Genomic DNA, 14,668 nt, shown 5'->3' with positions numbered 1-14,668 from the left:
GATCCTCACACTCAGAGGCGCTCGAATCCACGGCGCAACTCCCAGTCCGTCACCGCGGCGTCGTAGGCCGCCAGTTCCACCCGTCCCATGTTCGCGTAGTGGGCCACGACCTCCGGGCCGAACGCGGTTTCCGCCACCGCGCTGTCCGCCCACAGCGCGGTCGCCTCCCGCAGGGTGCCGGGCACCCGGCCGGCCTCCGGGTCCTGGTAGGCGTTGCCGATGAACTCGTCCTCCAGCGACAACTCGTTCTCGATGCCGTGCAGGGCCCCGGCCACCAGGGCGGCGATCGCCAGGTACGGGTTCACGTCCCCGCCCGGCACCCGGTTCTCCACCCGCATGCCCTGCCCGTGCCCGGCGATCCGCAGCGCGCAGGTCCGGTTGTCGACGCCCCAGCGCAGTGCGGTCGGCGCGAACGACCCCGGTTGGTAGCGCTTGTACGAGTTGATGTTCGGCGCGAAGAGCAGACTGAACTCCCGCATCGTGGCGAGCAGCCCGGCCAGCACCCGCTGCCCGGTCTCGCTGAGATGGGCCGGGCCGTCGCCGAGCATCGCCGACCGCCCGTTCTCGTCGCGCAGCGAGAAGTGGATGTGGCAGGAGTTGCCCTCCCGCTCGTTGGGCTTGGCCATGAAGGTGAGCGCCATGCCCTCCTGGGCGGCGATCTCCTTCGCCCCGTTCTTGTAGACCACGTGATGGTCGGCGGCGGTCAGCGCGTCCGAGTAGCGGAAGGCGATCTCGTGCTGGCCGAGGTTGCACTCGCCCTTGGCGCTCTCCGGGGTCAGGCCGGCGCCGTACATGTCGTTGCGGATCCGGCGCAGCAGCGGCTCCACGCGGGCGGTGCCGAGGAGCGAGTAGTCCACGTTGTACTGGTTGGCCGGGACCAGGTCCCGGTAGTTCTTCTGCGACGCCTGCTCGTAGGAGTCCCGGTAGAGGACGAACTCCAGCTCGGTCCCGGCGTACGCGGACAGTCCGTGCGCCGCCAGCCGGTCGAGCTGGCGGCGCAGGATCTGCCGGGGTGAGGCCGGCACCGGCGCCCCGGACACGTCGTACAGGTCGGCCAGGACCAGCGCCGTTCCCGGGTGCCACGGGACCCGGCACAGGGTGGAGAAGTCCGGCCGCATCACGAAGTCGCCGTAACCGGTGGACCAGGAGGACATGGCGTAGCCGTCGACGGTGTTCATGTCGACGTCGACCGCGAGCAGGTAGTTGCATCCCTCACTGCCGCCGGACACCACCTCGTCCATGAAGTAGCGCGCGTGCAGCCGTTTGCCCTGCAACCGGCCCTGCATGTCGGTCAGTGCCAGCAGCACCGTGTCGATGCCGCCGTTGTCGACGGCGACGTCCAGCTCCTCGAGATCCATGCGAACAGTCCTATCAGTCGGTGGACTCGCCGTGGGCGGCCTTCTCCAGCAGGTTCTGCTTCGGTCCGGTGAACCACTTCCGGGCCCCGGCGAACCACCAGATCGCGGCCACGCCGACCACCACGGCCACCGCGACGATCGTGTAGTTGAACGTCTCGGCGGTGATCGGCGAACCGGGCGGCAGTACGAAGAGGACACAGATGATGCCCACCCAGACGATCGCGATCCAGCCGACCGGGGCGCTCCACCTCCCGAGGCTCCACGGGCCGGGCTGGAAGTCCGGGTTGAGCCGGCGCAGCAGGACCGGGCCGACATAGGCGATGTAGAGGCCGATCACCGCGATCGAGGTGGCCGCGTAGTAGGCGACCACGTTCCAGAGCGACGGCAGGACCAGGAGCGTGGAGAGGGCCACGCAGAGCCAGATGGAGTTGGTGGGCGTACCGGTGCGGGGGTTGACCTTCTTCCAGATCCGTGAACCGGGCAGCGCGTCGTCGCGGGCGAAGGCGTAGGACATCCGGGAGTTCGCGGTGACCGATGCCATGCCGCAGAACCACTGCGCGATCATGCAGATGAACAGCAGGAACGCGCCGAGGTCGTGCCCCGCCGCGTCGATGAAGATCTGCGCCGGGGGCAGGCCGAGCGGGGTGCCCAGCGAGCCCTCGTAGTCCTGGATGGACCAGGTGATCGCGACCAGCAGCACGAAGCCGGCGATGACCGACACCACCACGGACATCACGATGCCGCGCGGGGCGGCCCGGGCCGCGTCGTGGGTCTCCTCCGCGACGTGCGCCGAGGCGTCGTAGCCGGTGTACGTGTACTGCGCCATCAGCAGACCGACCAGGACGGCGTAGACGCCCGCCCCGGCGAACGTGAAGCCGGTGGCGTTGTGCACCTCGAAGAACACCTCGGAGAGCGGCTTGTGCTGGTCCGGGACGACGGCGAGGACACCGACGATCACCGCGACGCCGATCAGGTGCCACCAGGCGCTCACGTCGGAGAGGATCCGGACCAGGCTGACGCCGAAGGTGTTCAGCAGGCCGTGCACGGCGATGATGACCAGGAAGATCAGGAAGGTCTTGAGCGCCGTGACCTCCATGCCCAGGGTCAGGCTGAAGAAGGCCGCCGTGGTGATCGCGGCGCCGAAGTCGATGGCCGCGGTCACGGCCACCTCGCCGAGGAAGTTGAACCACCCGATGAACCAGGCCCAGGCGGCCTTGTTGCGTTTGGCCAGCGCGGCGGCCCACCAGTAGAGGGCGCCCGCGGTCGGGTACGCCGAGCACACCTCCGCCATCGCCAGCGCCACGAAGGTGACCATGACACCGACGCCGAGCCAGCCCAGCGTGATGGCGGCCGGTCCACCGGCCTTCATGGCGATGCCGTACGAGGTGATGGCGCCGGCCAGGATCGAGATGATCGAGAAGGACACGGCGAAGTTCGAGAAGCCGGAGAGCCGGCGGTGGAGTTCCTGTTTGTATCCGAGTTGGGCGAGCCGTTCTTCGTCGGTGCTCACGCGAGTACCCCCTACCCGAAGGTGTGTGACCTGAGCCACTAATTCCGTGATGATCGCTCCGCTGTGTTACGGACGTCAATGACAGGGGTTAATTGCGTTGCCGCGTGACCGGGCCGGTGCGAGCCTGAATGCGGGCGATTCCTCGGCCGGGTCGCCCCCGCGGGACTCACCTCCCAGCGGCGGCGCGGGGCGCGGTCACCTCTCTCTTCGGCAAGCGCCCGTCCCGCGCCGCCGCTCTCCCGGCGGAGCGTTTCCCCAGCTCAGTCAGACTTTTGCGGCTAAAAAATCTACAGCGGCGAGGCTGGCAATCCGGCTTGCGCAGGCATACATTCGATGAGTCGGCCACGGCCGACAAGCAACTGGCACAGTCGCTGAGTTGAGGAGGAGGACGAGATACCGCAGCAACGCGTAATCAAGACGTCCCCGGCCCGACAAGAGGTGATCGCAGCCGATGCCCATCACTCCGGTCGACCGCTAGCGGCACGCAGCCGGTCGACCACATGCGCCGGCCAGTGACCGGCACAAGAATTGAAAAGCCAGGGCCCCGGTTACCCGCCGGGGCCCTGGACTATGTGCGTTCCCTGATCTGAGGGGTCCGTGCGACCCTCACCGCATGCCATCGGTGAACCCCGACGAATGGCGACGGCCCGGACCGACCACCGGCCAGCGCCGCACCGACGTGTGGACCGGCCTGGCGGCCGCCGCCGTCGCCCTGCTCAACCTCTTCATCGTCCGGCACGCCGGGTTCGTGAAATCCGAGGACGTCGCGCCACTGGCCGAACAGATCTGCTGGGTGCTGGCCATCACCCTGCCGCTGACCGTGCGCCGCCGCTACCCCGACGTGGTGGCCGTGGTGATCGCGGCGGCCTTCATCGGCGGCCAGGCCCGCGGCTCCCAGGAACAGCAGGTCACCATCGGTGTGCTGTTCGCCTCGATCTACACGCTCGGCGCCTGGGGGCGGGACCGGGGCCGGTCCCGGCTGCTGCGGCTGACGATCATCGGCGCCATGTTCGCCTGGCTCGCCGCCGTCTTCGTCATCTTCGGGGGCGACTCGGTGGCCCCCGCGGTCAAGGCTTCGGCGGCGTTCAACACGTTCGTGGTGAACGCGGCCTTCTTCGCCTTCTGCCATCTGATGGGCGACGCCGTCTGGCGCGGCGTCCGGCACGGTTACGAGCTCGAGGAACAAACCGCCGAACTGCGGGCCGCGCACGCCGCGGCGGCCGAGCGGGCGGTCCTCGGCGAGCGGGTCCGGATCGCCCGGGAACTGCACGACGTGGTCGCCCACCACGTGTCGGTGATGGGCATCCAGGCGTCCGCCTGCCGCCGGGCCATGGACAAGGACCCGGCCCGCGCACGGACCGCGCTCACCGCCGTCGAGGAGGGCGCCCGGACCGCGGTCGACGAACTGCGGCGGATGCTCGGTGCGCTGCGGGCCTCCGGGGCGCCCGAGGCCGGCGGCCCGGCGGGCATCGACCGGCTGCCCGAGATCGCCGAACGGGCCGAGGAGGCGGGACTGGCCGTCCGGTACGCCGTCTACGGTGATCCGGTGCCACTGCCCGAGTCGCTGTCCCAGGCCGCCTACCGGATCGTCCAGGAGGCGGTGACGAACACCCTCAAACACGCCCGGGCGAGCGCGGTCGACGTACGGGTCCGCTATCTCAGCGGGCAGATCGAGCTGGACGTGACCGACGACGGGCGGGGTGGACCGGCCGACGGCGGCGGACTGGGCGTGATCGGCATGCGCGAGCGGGTGGCGGTGCACGACGGCACCCTGGAGCACGGTCCGCAGCCGAACGGCGGGTACCGGGTCCGCGCCCGGATCCCCTACCCGGCCAAGGCGGCGGCATGAGCATCGGTGTCCTCTTGGCGGACGATCATCAACTGGTGCGGACCGGGTTCCGGGTCATCCTCGAGATGGAGGACGACATCACCGTGGCCGGCGAGGCGGCGGACGGCGCCCAGGCCGTCGAACTGGCCCTGCGGCTGCGGCCGGACGTCGTACTGATGGATGTCGAGATGCCCGGGATGGACGGCCTGGAGGCGACCCGCCGGATCGCCGCCGCGGGAGGTCCGTCGGTGCTGATCCTGACCACCTTCGACCGCGACGACTACCTGTTCGCCGCGCTCCGGGCCGGGGCCAGCGGTTTCCTGCTCAAGAACGGAACGCCGGAGGCGCTCACCGAGGCGGTCCGGGTGGTCGCCGCCGGGGAGGCCCTGCTCGCGCCGGCCGTCACCCGCCGGGTCATCTCCACGTTCACCGCGCCGGTGGCCGCCGGTGTCCGGCTGGACCAGCTCACCCCGCGCGAGCACGAGGTGCTGGTCCTCCTGGCGGGCGGCGCCACCAACGCGGAGATCGCGACCACCCTGCGGCTCGGCGAGACGACGGTGAAGACGCACGTCAGCCGGGTGCTCATGAAACTCGGCGCGCGCGACCGCACGCAGGCCGTGGTGCTGGCGTACGAGCTCGGGGTGGTGCGGCCCGGAGGGTGAGGTCCTCCGCGAGGATGACCTACCCCAGCCGGACGACGGGGACATCGACGCGGATCTAGCGTGGTTGCCATGACCACCGTCCTGAACGTCGATGCCGTGAACCGGTCCTTCGGCGAGCGTCAGGTCCTCAAGGACGTCTCGTTCACCGTGGACGCCGGCCGGCTCACCGGCTTCGTCGGCGCGAACGGCGCCGGCAAGACCACCACGATGCGGATCGTCCTGGGCGTGCTCGCCGCCGACACCGGCGCGGTGACCTGGCGCGGCGCCCCGATCACCCGGGCGGACCGGCAGCGGTTCGGCTACATGCCGGAGGAGCGCGGCCTCTACCCGAAGATGACCGTGACCGAGCAGATCGTCTACCTCGGGCGGTTGCACGGGATCGGCGTCGCCGACGCCCGCCGGCGCACCACCGCCCTGCTGGAGCGGCTGGAGCTGGCCGAACGGGGGAACGATCCGGTGGAGAAGCTGTCGCTGGGCAACCAGCAGCGCGCCCAGATCGCCGCCGCCCTGGTGCACGACCCGGAGCTGCTGGTGCTGGACGAGCCGTTCTCCGGGCTCGACCCGATCGCCATCGAGACGGTGCTCGCCGTGCTCCGCGAGCGGGCCCGCGCCGGCGCCGCCGTGCTCTTCTCCAGCCATCAGCTCGAGCTGGTCGAGCGCCTCTGCGACGACCTGGTGATCATCGCCGACGGGACGATCCGGGCGGCCGGCTCCCGGGCCTGGCTGCGCGATCAGTACACGCTGCCCCGTTTCCGGATCGAGGTGGACTCCGACGCCGGCTGGCTGCGCGACGAGCCCGGGGTGACCCTGCTGGAGCTGGACGGCCGCCATGCCGTCGTCGACCTCGACCCCGGCGCCGACGAGCAGGCGCTCCTGCACGCCGCCCTGGCCCGTGGCCCGGTCCGCGCCTTCGCGCCGGTCCGCCCCTCCCTCGCCGAGATCTTCCGAGAGGTGATCCAGTGACCACGTTCGAAGCCGCCAAGCTGGTCGCGGGCCGGGAGATCCGGGTCAAGCTCCGCGACAAGACCTTCCTTTTCAGTACGGTCCTGCTGCTCTTCTTCACCGCGCTCGGGGTGGTGCTGCCGATGCTGATCAACGGCGGCCCGGAGAAGGTCGCCGTGGTCGGCACCACCCACGTCGCCGTCCTGGAGCGGGCCGGCCTCGATGTGATCACCGTCCCGGACGCGGCCGCCGCCGAACGGATGGTCCGCGACGACGAGGTGACGGCCGCCGTGGTCGACGGGCCGAGGGTGCTGGCCATGGAGGAGGCGCCGGGCGAGGTGGTGGCGGCGCTCAGCACCTCGCCCCCGGTGGAGTTCCTGAACCCGGACGCCCTCGACGAGGCGGCACGCTTCCTGGTCCCGTTCGTCCTGGCCACGCTCTTCTTCTTCACCACGATCTCGTTCGGCGTGCAGATCGCGCAGAGCGTCACCGAGGAGAAGCAGACCCGGATCGTGGAGATCCTGGTCGCCAGCATCCCGGTCCGGGCGCTGCTGACCGGCAAGGTGGCCGCCATGACCGTGCTCGCCTTCGGCCAGCTCGCCCTGATCGCCGCGGTCGGCCTGGTCGGCATGCGGGTGGCCGACGTGGGCGGTCCGGTGATCGACGCGATCCTGCCGGCGATCGGCTGGTTCCTGCCGTTCTTCGTGGTCGGCTTCCTGATGCTCGCGGCGCTCTGGGCGGGGGTCGGCGCGCTGGCCGCCCGGCAGGAGGACCTCGGCGCCACCACGGCCCCGCTCCAGCTCCTCGTGATGACCCCGTTCTTCCTGGTGCTGGCCTTCCAGTCGAACCCGGCGGCGATGACCGTGCTGTCCTACGTCCCGTTCTCCGCCCCGGTGGCCATGCCGGTCCGCCTGTTCACCGGCGAGGCCGCCACCTGGGAGCCGTTCGTGTCGCTGGCTCTGCTCCTGCTGACCACCGGGCTCACCCTGCTGGCCGGGGCCCGGATCTACCAGGGATCGCTGCTGCGCACCAACGGGCGGACGTCGTTCGCGACCGCCTGGCGCAACCCCACCCCGATCGGCTGATCCGGCCCGGCGGAGAAATCCCACATCCGTTCCGAGGTGGTGGACATCACGTGATCGTGAACGGCAGGATCGAGGTCATGTCGATGCGATGGGGCATGACCGTACCGTTCGGCGGCATCCCGCTGGCCGACCACGCGACCGTGTTCACGGCGCTGGCCGACGCGGGTTTCACCGACGCCTGGACGGCCGAGGTGGCCGGTGCCGACGGGTTCACCCCGCTGACCCTGGCCGCCGCCTGGGAGCCACGGCTGCGCCTGGGCACCGCCATCGCCCCGGTCTTCACCCGTGGGCCGGGCCTGCTCGCGATGACCGCCGCCGCGCTGGCCGAGGCCGCGCCGGGCCGGTTCCAGCTGGGCATCGGCGCGTCCTCGCCGGTCGTGGTCGGCGACTGGAACGCGGTGGATTTCACGAAGCCGTTCGAGCGCAGCCGGGGCGTGCTCCGCTTCCTGCGCTCGGCGCTCGCCGGGGAGCTGACCGACGGCGAGTTCGGCACCTTCCGGGTGCGCCGGTTCCGCCTCGAGCGGCCGCCGGCCGTCCCGCCGCAGGTGATGCTCGCCGCACTGCGCCCCGGCATGCTGCGCCTGGCCGCGGCCGAGGCCGACGGCGTGATCCTGAACTGGCTGTCCGCGGGTGACGTCGCCACCGCCCTCGCCGAGACCAAGGAGGCGCGGCCCGGCTTCGAGGTGGCCACCCGGATCTTCATGGTCCCCACCGAGGACGCCGCCTACGCCCGTGCCGTGGGCCGTCGCCTGATCACGTCGTACCTGACCGTCCCGGCGTACGCCGCCTTCCACCGCTGGCTCGGCCGCGAGGAGATCCTCACCCCGATGTGGCGGGCCTGGCAGTCCGGCGACCGCAAGGGCGCGCTGGCCGCCATCCCGGACTCACTGGTCGACGACCTGATCGTGCACGGGTCGCCGGACGAGTGCCGGGCCCGCGTGCAGGCCTACGCGGACGCCGGCGTCACCGTTCCGATCATGGCGCTGACCCCCACTCCGGAGCTGGAGCGGGGCGGCCTCCCGGCCCTCCTGGAGCTGATCACCGCCCTGGGCCGTAACTGACGGCCGTTTCCCGCCGGCGCAAGGAAAAGGCGCACCCGGACTGAGCCGGATGCGCCTTTCGCGGGGGTTCACTCGCTCTCGGCGAGGATGGCGTAGAGCTTGCGCCGGGTGTCGTTGAGCACCTCGAGCGCCTTCTGACGCTGCTCCGGGGTGCCGTTGAAACCGACCTGCTTGAGCGCGCCCATGATGCCGACCGCCGCGTCGCGGAAGTCCTGCACCTGGGACATGGTGTCGGCGCCGATCTGGGCCCACGGCGGGTTCTGTGCCGCGGTCTCGGCCTCGGGCCGGCCGTCCTCGGTGAGCCGGTAGCTCTTGCGGCCGCCCTCGGCGGTGACCTCGATGAGGCCCTCGTCCTCCAGCAGTTGCAGGGTCGGGTAGACCGAGCCGGGACTCGGGCGCCAGATCCCCCCGGTCCGGGAGTCGAGCTCCTGGATCATCTCGTAACCGTGCATCGGGCGCTCCAGGAGCAGCGCCAGGATGGCGGGCCGGACGTTCTGCCGGGCGCCGCGACCACCGCGCCGTGGCCCGGGCCTGCCGCCGAAGTCGGGCGGCGGGAAACCGGGGCCACCGGGGCCGCCGAAGGGGAAACCGGGCGGGAAACCGAAGCCACGCCGGCGCGCCTCGCCCATCCAGCCACCGTGTCCGTGTCCTCCGTGGGTGTGTCTCATGACCTTCTCCATACTGTCGTCGATAGGTAGACGATATATCGGCAATCTGTCGGCGACAAGGGATTCTGAGATCGCGGGGCTGCGGTACGTATCAGCGGGCGCGCATCTGGCAATGTGATACCTGTGTTGACGGTGCCCATTCGCCAGCTCGGTGAGCCCGAGCGCGCGGCCGTCGAGCGGATCCTCGACGCCGACCCCTACGCGGGCGCCCAAATCGCTGAGCGGGTGGCGGCACACGGCCTGAACTGGTGGCGGTCGGACGGGCGGATCTACGGCTACGAGCCGGAGCGCCACATCGAGTCGATCGTCTGGTCCGGGGCGCATCTGGTGCCGGTGGGCGCGACGCCGCCCGCGACGGCCGCCTTCGCCGATCTGCTGGGCGCCGAGCCACGGGTCTGCTCGTCGATCATCGGCCGCTCGGAGGCGGTGCTCGATCTGTGGAACAGGCTCGGCGGCAACTGGGGGCCGGCCCGGGACGTCCGGCCCCATCAGCCGCTGCTGGTCACCAACCGGGACGCGATGGTGCGCGCCGACCCCTCGGTCCGGCTGGTCCGCTCCAGCGAGGTCGATCAGCTCTTCCCGGCCGCGGTCGCGATGTACACCGAGGAGGTCGGCGTCTCACCGTTGCAGGACGACGGTGGGCGCGGCTACCGGCGGCGGATCGCGGAGCTGGTGAAGGCGAAGCGGGCGTATGCGAAGTTCGACGGCGATCTGGTGGTCTTCAAGGCCGAGCTGGCGATCGTCACCCGGCGGACCACGCAGATCCAGGGCGTCTGGGTGCACCCGGAGTACCGCGGCGGCGGCATCGCCACGGGCGCCATGGCGACCGTCGTGGCGGACGCCCTGCGCCGGGTCGCGCCGACGGTCAGCCTCTACGTCAACGACTACAACACGACGGCCCGCCGAGTCTACGCGCGCTGTGGCTTCGTCTCGGCGGGCTCGTTCGCGACCGTCCTGTTCTAGCTTTCCCCTAATGCACGGTGACCGTCGGGCCGGGGAGCAGGTCGCGCAGCTCCTCGGGCAGGTCGGCGCCCATCTCGTCGGCCAGGCGCAGCGCCTCCTCGACCAGGGTCTCCACGATGATCGACTCGGGCACGGTCTTGATGACCTTGCCCTTGACGAAGATCTGGCCCTTGCCGTTGCCGGACGCCACACCGAGGTCGGCCTCACGGGCCTCACCGGGACCGTTGACGACACAGCCCATGACGGCCACCCGCAGCGGTACCGGGAACCCGTCGAGAGCCGCGGTGACCTGCTCGGCGAGGGTGTAGACGTCGACCTGGGCCCGGCCGCAGGACGGGCAGGAGACGATCTCCAGGCCGCGCTCGCGCAGACCCAGCGACTCCAGGATCTGGTTGCCGACCTTGATCTCCTCGACCGGCGGGGCGGACAGCGAGACCCGGATGGTGTCGCCGATGCCCTCGGCCAGCAGGGCGCCGAACGCCACGGCCGACTTGATCGTGCCCTGGAACGCCGGACCGGCCTCGGTCACGCCGAGGTGCAGCGGGTAGTCGCACTGCTCGGCGAGCTGCCTGTACGCCCGGATCATGACGACCGGGTCGTTGTGCTTCACCGAGATCTTGATGTCCCGGAAGCCGTGCTCCTCGAACAGTGAGCACTCCCAGAGCGCCGACTCGACCAGCGCCTCGGCGGTGGCCTTGCCGTACTTCTCCAGCAGCCGCTTGTCGAGCGAACCGGCGTTGACGCCGATCCGGATCGGGATGCCGGCGTCGGAGGCCGCCTTCGCGATCTCCTTCACCTTGTCGTCGAACTGCCGGATGTTGCCCGGGTTCACCCGGACCGCGGCGCAGCCGGCGTCGATCGCGGCGAACACGTACTTCGGCTGGAAGTGGATGTCGGCGATCACCGGGAGCTGCGACTTCTTGGCGATCGCGGGCAGCGCCTCGACGTCGTCCTGCGACGGGACGGCGACCCGGACGATCTGGCAGCCCGACGCGGTGAGCTCGGCGATCTGCTGCAACGTGGAGTTGACGTCCGAGGTGAGGGTGGTGGTCATCGACTGGACGCTGACCGGCGCGCCGCCGCCGACCAGCACTCCCCCGACGTTGATCTGGCGGCTCTGCCGACGAGGGGCCAACGGCGGCGGAGGAACGGCCGGCATGCCCAGACTGATGGAAGTCATTGGAGGTTGTTCACGACCTTCCGTGAGTTGCAAGAGAGTGAGTTTCGGATCCGTGGTCTCCACCGTCGTGAACAACTTTCATAGCACTCACTTGAAGATCGTGATCGGGTTGATGATGTCGGCGGTTACGGTCAGCAGGGTGAACGCACCACCGATGAGGATGACCGCGTACGTCACGGGCATCAACTTGTAGTAGTCGACCCGGCCTGGATCAGGCCGCCGGAAACGCTTGTAGATCCACGAGCGAATTGCTTCGAACCAGGCGATGGCGATGTGCCCGCCGTCGACCGGCAGCAGCGGCAGCAGGTTGAACAGCCCGATGAACACGTTCAGCGAGATGAAGACCTGCCAAAAGACCTCGGGCACACCCTTCTCGATGGCCTCGCCGCCGATCCGGCTGGCCCCGACCACACTGATCGGGGTGTCCGGGTCACGCTCGTCGCCGGTGATCGAGTTCCACAGCGCGGGGATCTTCTCCGGGATCCGGGCCATCGCCTTGAGCGAGTTCTCCACCAGGTACCAGTTGAACTCGCCGGAGGCGGGGATCGCGCCGAGAGGACTGTATCCGACCACCCTCGGCTGGTCCGTCGTCCAGTTCACACCGGCGACCGGGACCTGGGACACCGGGCCGTCCGGGTCATCCAGCGGGGTCCGTTCGGCGCTGACCAGGTTCACCGTGGCGGTCGCGGTCTGGCCGTTCCGCACGTACTCGAACGGGGTCGGGCCGGCGGCCTGGGCCCGGATGGCGTCGGTGAGCTGCCCGTAGCTGGTCACCGTGGTGGTGCCGACCTTGGTGATCACGTCGCCGGTCTGCAGGCCGGCGGCCTTGGCGGGAGCCGCCACGGCGCCGTTCTGGCCGGGCACGCACTCGGGGCTGGTGTCGGAGAGCGAGGGGCGGACGCAGTCGCCCACGAAGATCATCGCGGGAGCGGCACGTTGCTCCTCCGGGGTGTTCGGCAGAGCGATGTTCGGCAGGCCGATACTCCAGGCCATCACCCAGGCGCCGACCAGCGCGAGCATGAAGTGGGTGATCGAGCCGGCGGCCATCACGACGGTCCGCTTCCAGACCGGGAACCGCCACATGGCGCGGTGCTGGTCCTCCGGGGCGACGTCCTCGTCCTGCGGCGTCATCCCGACGATCTTGCAGAATCCGCCGAGCGGGATGAGCTTCAATCCGTACTCGGTCTCACCGCGGTGGAACGAGAAGATCGTCGGGCCGAACCCGACGAAATACTTGGTCACCTTCATACCGAAGCGCTTGCCCGTGATCATGTGACCCAGCTCGTGCAGGCTCACCGAGATCAGAATGGTCAGCGCGAACGCCGCCGCACCCAGCCAGAACAGCATCAGGCTCCTTCAGCCACAGTCGCGATCGTCCGCTGTGCCTGGGCACGGGCCCACGCCTCTGCGGCAAGCACGTCATCGACGGTACCCGGCTCCGCGAAGTCGGGGGCCGCCGCCAGCACCCGCTCGAGGGTGTCGACGATGCCCAGGAACGGTAGCCGACCGGAGACGAAAGCGGCCACACACTCCTCGTTCGCCGCGTTGTAGACGGCCGGCAGGCAGCGCCCGGCCCGGCCGGCCTGCTTGGCCAGCCGCACCGCCGGGAACGCCTCGTCGTCCAGCGGGCGCAGCTCCCAGTTGTGCGCGCTCGTCCAGTCGACCGCGGCCGCCGCGTGGGGCACCCGCTCCGGCCAGGCCAGGGCCAGGGCGATCGGCAGCCGCATGTCCGGCGGGCTGGCCTGGGCCAACGTCGAGCCGTCGGTGAACTCGACCAGGGAGTGCAGGACCGACTGCGGGTGCACCATCACCTCGATGTCGTCGTACGCCACCCCGAACAGCTCGTGCGCCTCGATCACCTCGAGCGCCTTGTTCACCATGGTGGCCGAGTTGATCGTCACGACCGGGCCCATGTCCCACGTCGGGTGCTTGAGCGCCTCCTCCGGGGTGACGTTCGTCAACTCGTCGCGCCGGCGGCCCCGGAACGCGCCGCCGCTGGCCGTCAGCACCAGCCGCCGCACCTCGGCCGCCGTCCCGCCGCGCAGGCACTGGGCGAGCGCCGAGTGCTCGGAGTCGACCGGGACGATCTGGCCCTCCTTGGCGACCCGGCGGACCAGCGGCCCTCCGGCGACCAGGGACTCCTTGTTGGCGAGGGCGAGGATCCGGCCGCTCTCCAGCGCGGCCAGGGTGGGCGCCAGGCCGAGGCTGCCGACCACGCCGTTGAGCACCACGTCGCACGGCCACTTCGCCAGCTCGGTCATCGCGTCCGGGCCGGCCACGATCTTGGGGAGTTTGAAGTCACCGGTGGCCCAGCCCCGTTTCTGCGCCTCGGCGTAGAAGGCGAGCTGGAGGTCCTGGGTGACCGAGGAACGGGCCACGCCGACCACCTCCGCGCCCAGTTCCAGAGCCTGGGCGGCGAGCAGTTCGACGTTGCCGCCGCCGGCACCGAGGGCCACCACCCGGAACCGGTCCGGGTTGCGCCGGACGATGTCGATGGCCTGGGTGCCGATGGACCCGGTGGAGCCGAGCAGTACGAGGTCACGCATACCGCTCATCTTTCCGGACGGCCCGGGTGAGCCGGCCGCCGGATCGGGGTATCGATCCGGCGTGCGATCGATGGCTCTCCTGCGCGGGAAGGATCTGGCGCTGCACTCGGCCGCGATCACCTTCTACGCCGGGATCGCGGTGGTCCCGGTAGCCCTGCTCGCGGTCTGGCTGACCGGGCTGGCGGTGGGCGCGGACCGGGTACGCCGGCTGACCGGCCGGACCATCGCGGCGCTGCCGGACGACATCGGAGCGCCGCACGCCCTCTCCGCCCTCATCGACGCCGGGCTGGGGTTCACCCCGATGCTGGCGCTGGCGAGCCTGCTTCCGGCCACCCTGTACGGCGAGGGCCTGCGCCGCGCCTTCGCCTCGATCGCCCGCCCCGGCGAGAAGCTGGTCGGCTGGCGTGGCCGGGTGCTCTGGCTGCCGCTGCTGGCCGCCGCCCCGGCCCTGCTCCTGGCCCTGCTCCTGGCCCTGCCCACGACGAGCGCCCTGTGGCTGCGTGGCGGCTGGTGGTCGGTGCTCGGCGTGGTGCTCTCGTTCCTGGCGGTCTGGCTGGTGCTGACCCCGGTGGTGATCTGGGTCTTCCGCTATGTGGCGCCGGGTCACCCGCCGTGGGCGGCCACCGCGCTGATCGGCTCGTTCACCGCGGCGAACCTCGCCGGTTTCCTGCACGGTTTCGTGCTCTTCTGCTCCCTTCCGCTGGACCTGGGTCTGCCGTTCGGCGGATTCACCGAGATCGGCGGGGTGGTCGCGGTCGGTCTCTGGCTGTACCTGTTCCACGTGATCGTGCTGACCGGGTTCGCGGCCACGCGCTCTGTCAAGGAGCGTTCGTCCGAGGATGCCGCGCCGATCGCGAGGTAGCGT

Annotated in this window: 13 protein-coding genes; 7 read left to right on the top strand and 6 right to left on the bottom strand. The window is 70.4% G+C overall.

The window, feature by feature from the left end:
- Positions 1-11 precede the first annotated feature (11 nt).
- Positions 12-1,358: a glutamine synthetase family protein gene (locus KZ829_RS29845; RefSeq protein WP_220147219.1), complete on the bottom strand. Its 1,347-nt coding sequence runs from the start codon at positions 1,356-1,358 to the stop codon at positions 12-14.
- Positions 1,359-1,371: 13 nt separating this feature from the next.
- Complete coding sequence (locus tag KZ829_RS29840) at positions 1,372-2,868, bottom strand: amino acid permease (RefSeq protein ID WP_308285716.1); 1,497 nt, start codon at positions 2,866-2,868, stop codon at positions 1,372-1,374.
- Positions 2,869-3,481: 613 nt separating this feature from the next.
- Between KZ829_RS29840 and KZ829_RS29835 the strand changes: the two genes are divergently transcribed.
- The 5 genes from KZ829_RS29835 (at position 3,482) to KZ829_RS29815 (ending at position 8,446) form a co-directional block, all read left to right on the top strand.
- Positions 3,482-4,717 carry a sensor histidine kinase gene (locus KZ829_RS29835; RefSeq protein ID WP_220147217.1) on the top strand — a complete coding sequence of 412 codons (1,236 nt, stop codon included), beginning with the start codon at positions 3,482-3,484 and terminating at the stop codon, positions 4,715-4,717.
- Positions 4,714-5,358 carry a response regulator gene (locus tag KZ829_RS29830; protein ID WP_220147216.1) on the top strand — a complete coding sequence of 215 codons (645 nt, stop codon included), beginning with the start codon at positions 4,714-4,716 and terminating at the stop codon, positions 5,356-5,358. Before KZ829_RS29835 ends, KZ829_RS29830 begins: the two co-directional genes overlap by 4 nt.
- Before the next feature lie 69 nt (positions 5,359-5,427).
- The gene (locus KZ829_RS29825; protein WP_220147215.1) at positions 5,428-6,321 is read left to right on the top strand and encodes an ABC transporter ATP-binding protein; all 894 of its coding nucleotides are present in this window, start codon (positions 5,428-5,430) and stop codon (positions 6,319-6,321) included.
- The gene (locus KZ829_RS29820; protein WP_220147214.1) at positions 6,318-7,385 is read left to right on the top strand and encodes an ABC transporter permease; all 1,068 of its coding nucleotides are present in this window, start codon (positions 6,318-6,320) and stop codon (positions 7,383-7,385) included. Before KZ829_RS29825 ends, KZ829_RS29820 begins: the two co-directional genes overlap by 4 nt.
- Before the next feature lie 77 nt (positions 7,386-7,462).
- Entirely contained in the window at positions 7,463-8,446 is a 984-nt protein-coding gene (locus KZ829_RS29815) for an LLM class F420-dependent oxidoreductase (RefSeq protein WP_246636483.1), read from the top strand.
- Positions 8,447-8,514: 68 nt separating this feature from the next.
- Here the strand turns inward: KZ829_RS29815 and KZ829_RS29810 are convergent, their stop codons facing one another.
- Complete coding sequence (locus tag KZ829_RS29810) at positions 8,515-9,075, bottom strand: PadR family transcriptional regulator (protein ID WP_220147213.1); 561 nt, start codon at positions 9,073-9,075, stop codon at positions 8,515-8,517.
- Positions 9,076-9,237: 162 nt separating this feature from the next.
- Between KZ829_RS29810 and KZ829_RS29805 the strand changes: the two genes are divergently transcribed.
- The gene (locus KZ829_RS29805; RefSeq protein WP_220147212.1) at positions 9,238-10,077 is read left to right on the top strand and encodes a GNAT family N-acetyltransferase; all 840 of its coding nucleotides are present in this window, start codon (positions 9,238-9,240) and stop codon (positions 10,075-10,077) included.
- Between the two features lie 7 nt (positions 10,078-10,084).
- Here the strand turns inward: KZ829_RS29805 and ispG are convergent, their stop codons facing one another.
- The 3 genes from ispG to dxr form a co-directional block, all read right to left on the bottom strand.
- Positions 10,085-11,257, bottom strand: coding sequence for a flavodoxin-dependent (E)-4-hydroxy-3-methylbut-2-enyl-diphosphate synthase (ispG, locus tag KZ829_RS29800; protein WP_183216450.1), 1,173 nt, complete (start codon positions 11,255-11,257; stop codon positions 10,085-10,087).
- A gap of 87 nt (positions 11,258-11,344) precedes the next feature.
- Positions 11,345-12,604, bottom strand: coding sequence for a M50 family metallopeptidase (locus KZ829_RS29795; RefSeq protein ID WP_220147211.1), 1,260 nt, complete (start codon positions 12,602-12,604; stop codon positions 11,345-11,347).
- On the bottom strand, positions 12,604-13,812 hold the full coding sequence (gene dxr, locus KZ829_RS29790) for a 1-deoxy-D-xylulose-5-phosphate reductoisomerase (protein WP_220147210.1): 1,209 nt from the start codon (positions 13,810-13,812) through the stop codon (positions 12,604-12,606). The genes KZ829_RS29795 and dxr overlap by 1 nt, the downstream gene beginning before the upstream one ends.
- On the opposite strand from dxr, the gene KZ829_RS29785 reads away from it, so the two are divergent.
- Complete coding sequence (locus tag KZ829_RS29785) at positions 13,745-14,665, top strand: YhjD/YihY/BrkB family envelope integrity protein (RefSeq protein ID WP_372453911.1); 921 nt, start codon at positions 13,745-13,747, stop codon at positions 14,663-14,665. The genes dxr and KZ829_RS29785 overlap by 68 nt on opposite strands.
- Positions 14,666-14,668: the final 3 nt, after the last annotated feature.

Origin of the sequence: Actinoplanes hulinensis, from assembly GCF_019429605.1 — a bacterium.
GTDB classification, from domain to species: domain Bacteria; phylum Actinomycetota; class Actinomycetes; order Mycobacteriales; family Micromonosporaceae; genus Actinoplanes; species Actinoplanes campanulatus.
The sequence above is the reverse complement of the archived record's forward strand: the minus strand, read 5'-3'. Positions and strand labels throughout refer to the sequence as shown.

Coding starts and splice junctions, on each gene's coding strand:
- KZ829_RS29845 (WP_220147219.1), bottom strand. CDS start 1,358: ATGGATCTCGAGGAGCTGGACGTCGCCGTCGACAACGGCGGCATCGAC.
- KZ829_RS29835 (WP_220147217.1), top strand. CDS start 3,482: ATGCCATCGGTGAACCCCGACGAATGGCGACGGCCCGGACCGACCACC.
- KZ829_RS29830 (WP_220147216.1), top strand. CDS start 4,714: ATGAGCATCGGTGTCCTCTTGGCGGACGATCATCAACTGGTGCGGACC.
- KZ829_RS29825 (WP_220147215.1), top strand. CDS start 5,428: ATGACCACCGTCCTGAACGTCGATGCCGTGAACCGGTCCTTCGGCGAG.
- KZ829_RS29815 (WP_246636483.1), top strand. CDS start 7,463: ATGTCGATGCGATGGGGCATGACCGTACCGTTCGGCGGCATCCCGCTG.
- KZ829_RS29810 (WP_220147213.1), bottom strand. CDS start 9,075: ATGGGCGAGGCGCGCCGGCGTGGCTTCGGTTTCCCGCCCGGTTTCCCC.
- ispG (WP_183216450.1), bottom strand. CDS start 11,257: ATGACTTCCATCAGTCTGGGCATGCCGGCCGTTCCTCCGCCGCCGTTG.
- KZ829_RS29795 (WP_220147211.1), bottom strand. CDS start 12,604: ATGCTGTTCTGGCTGGGTGCGGCGGCGTTCGCGCTGACCATTCTGATC.
- KZ829_RS29785 (WP_372453911.1), top strand. CDS start 13,745: ATGTCGATGGCCTGGGTGCCGATGGACCCGGTGGAGCCGAGCAGTACG.
- dxr (WP_220147210.1), bottom strand. CDS start 13,812: ATGAGCGGTATGCGTGACCTCGTACTGCTCGGCTCCACCGGGTCCATC.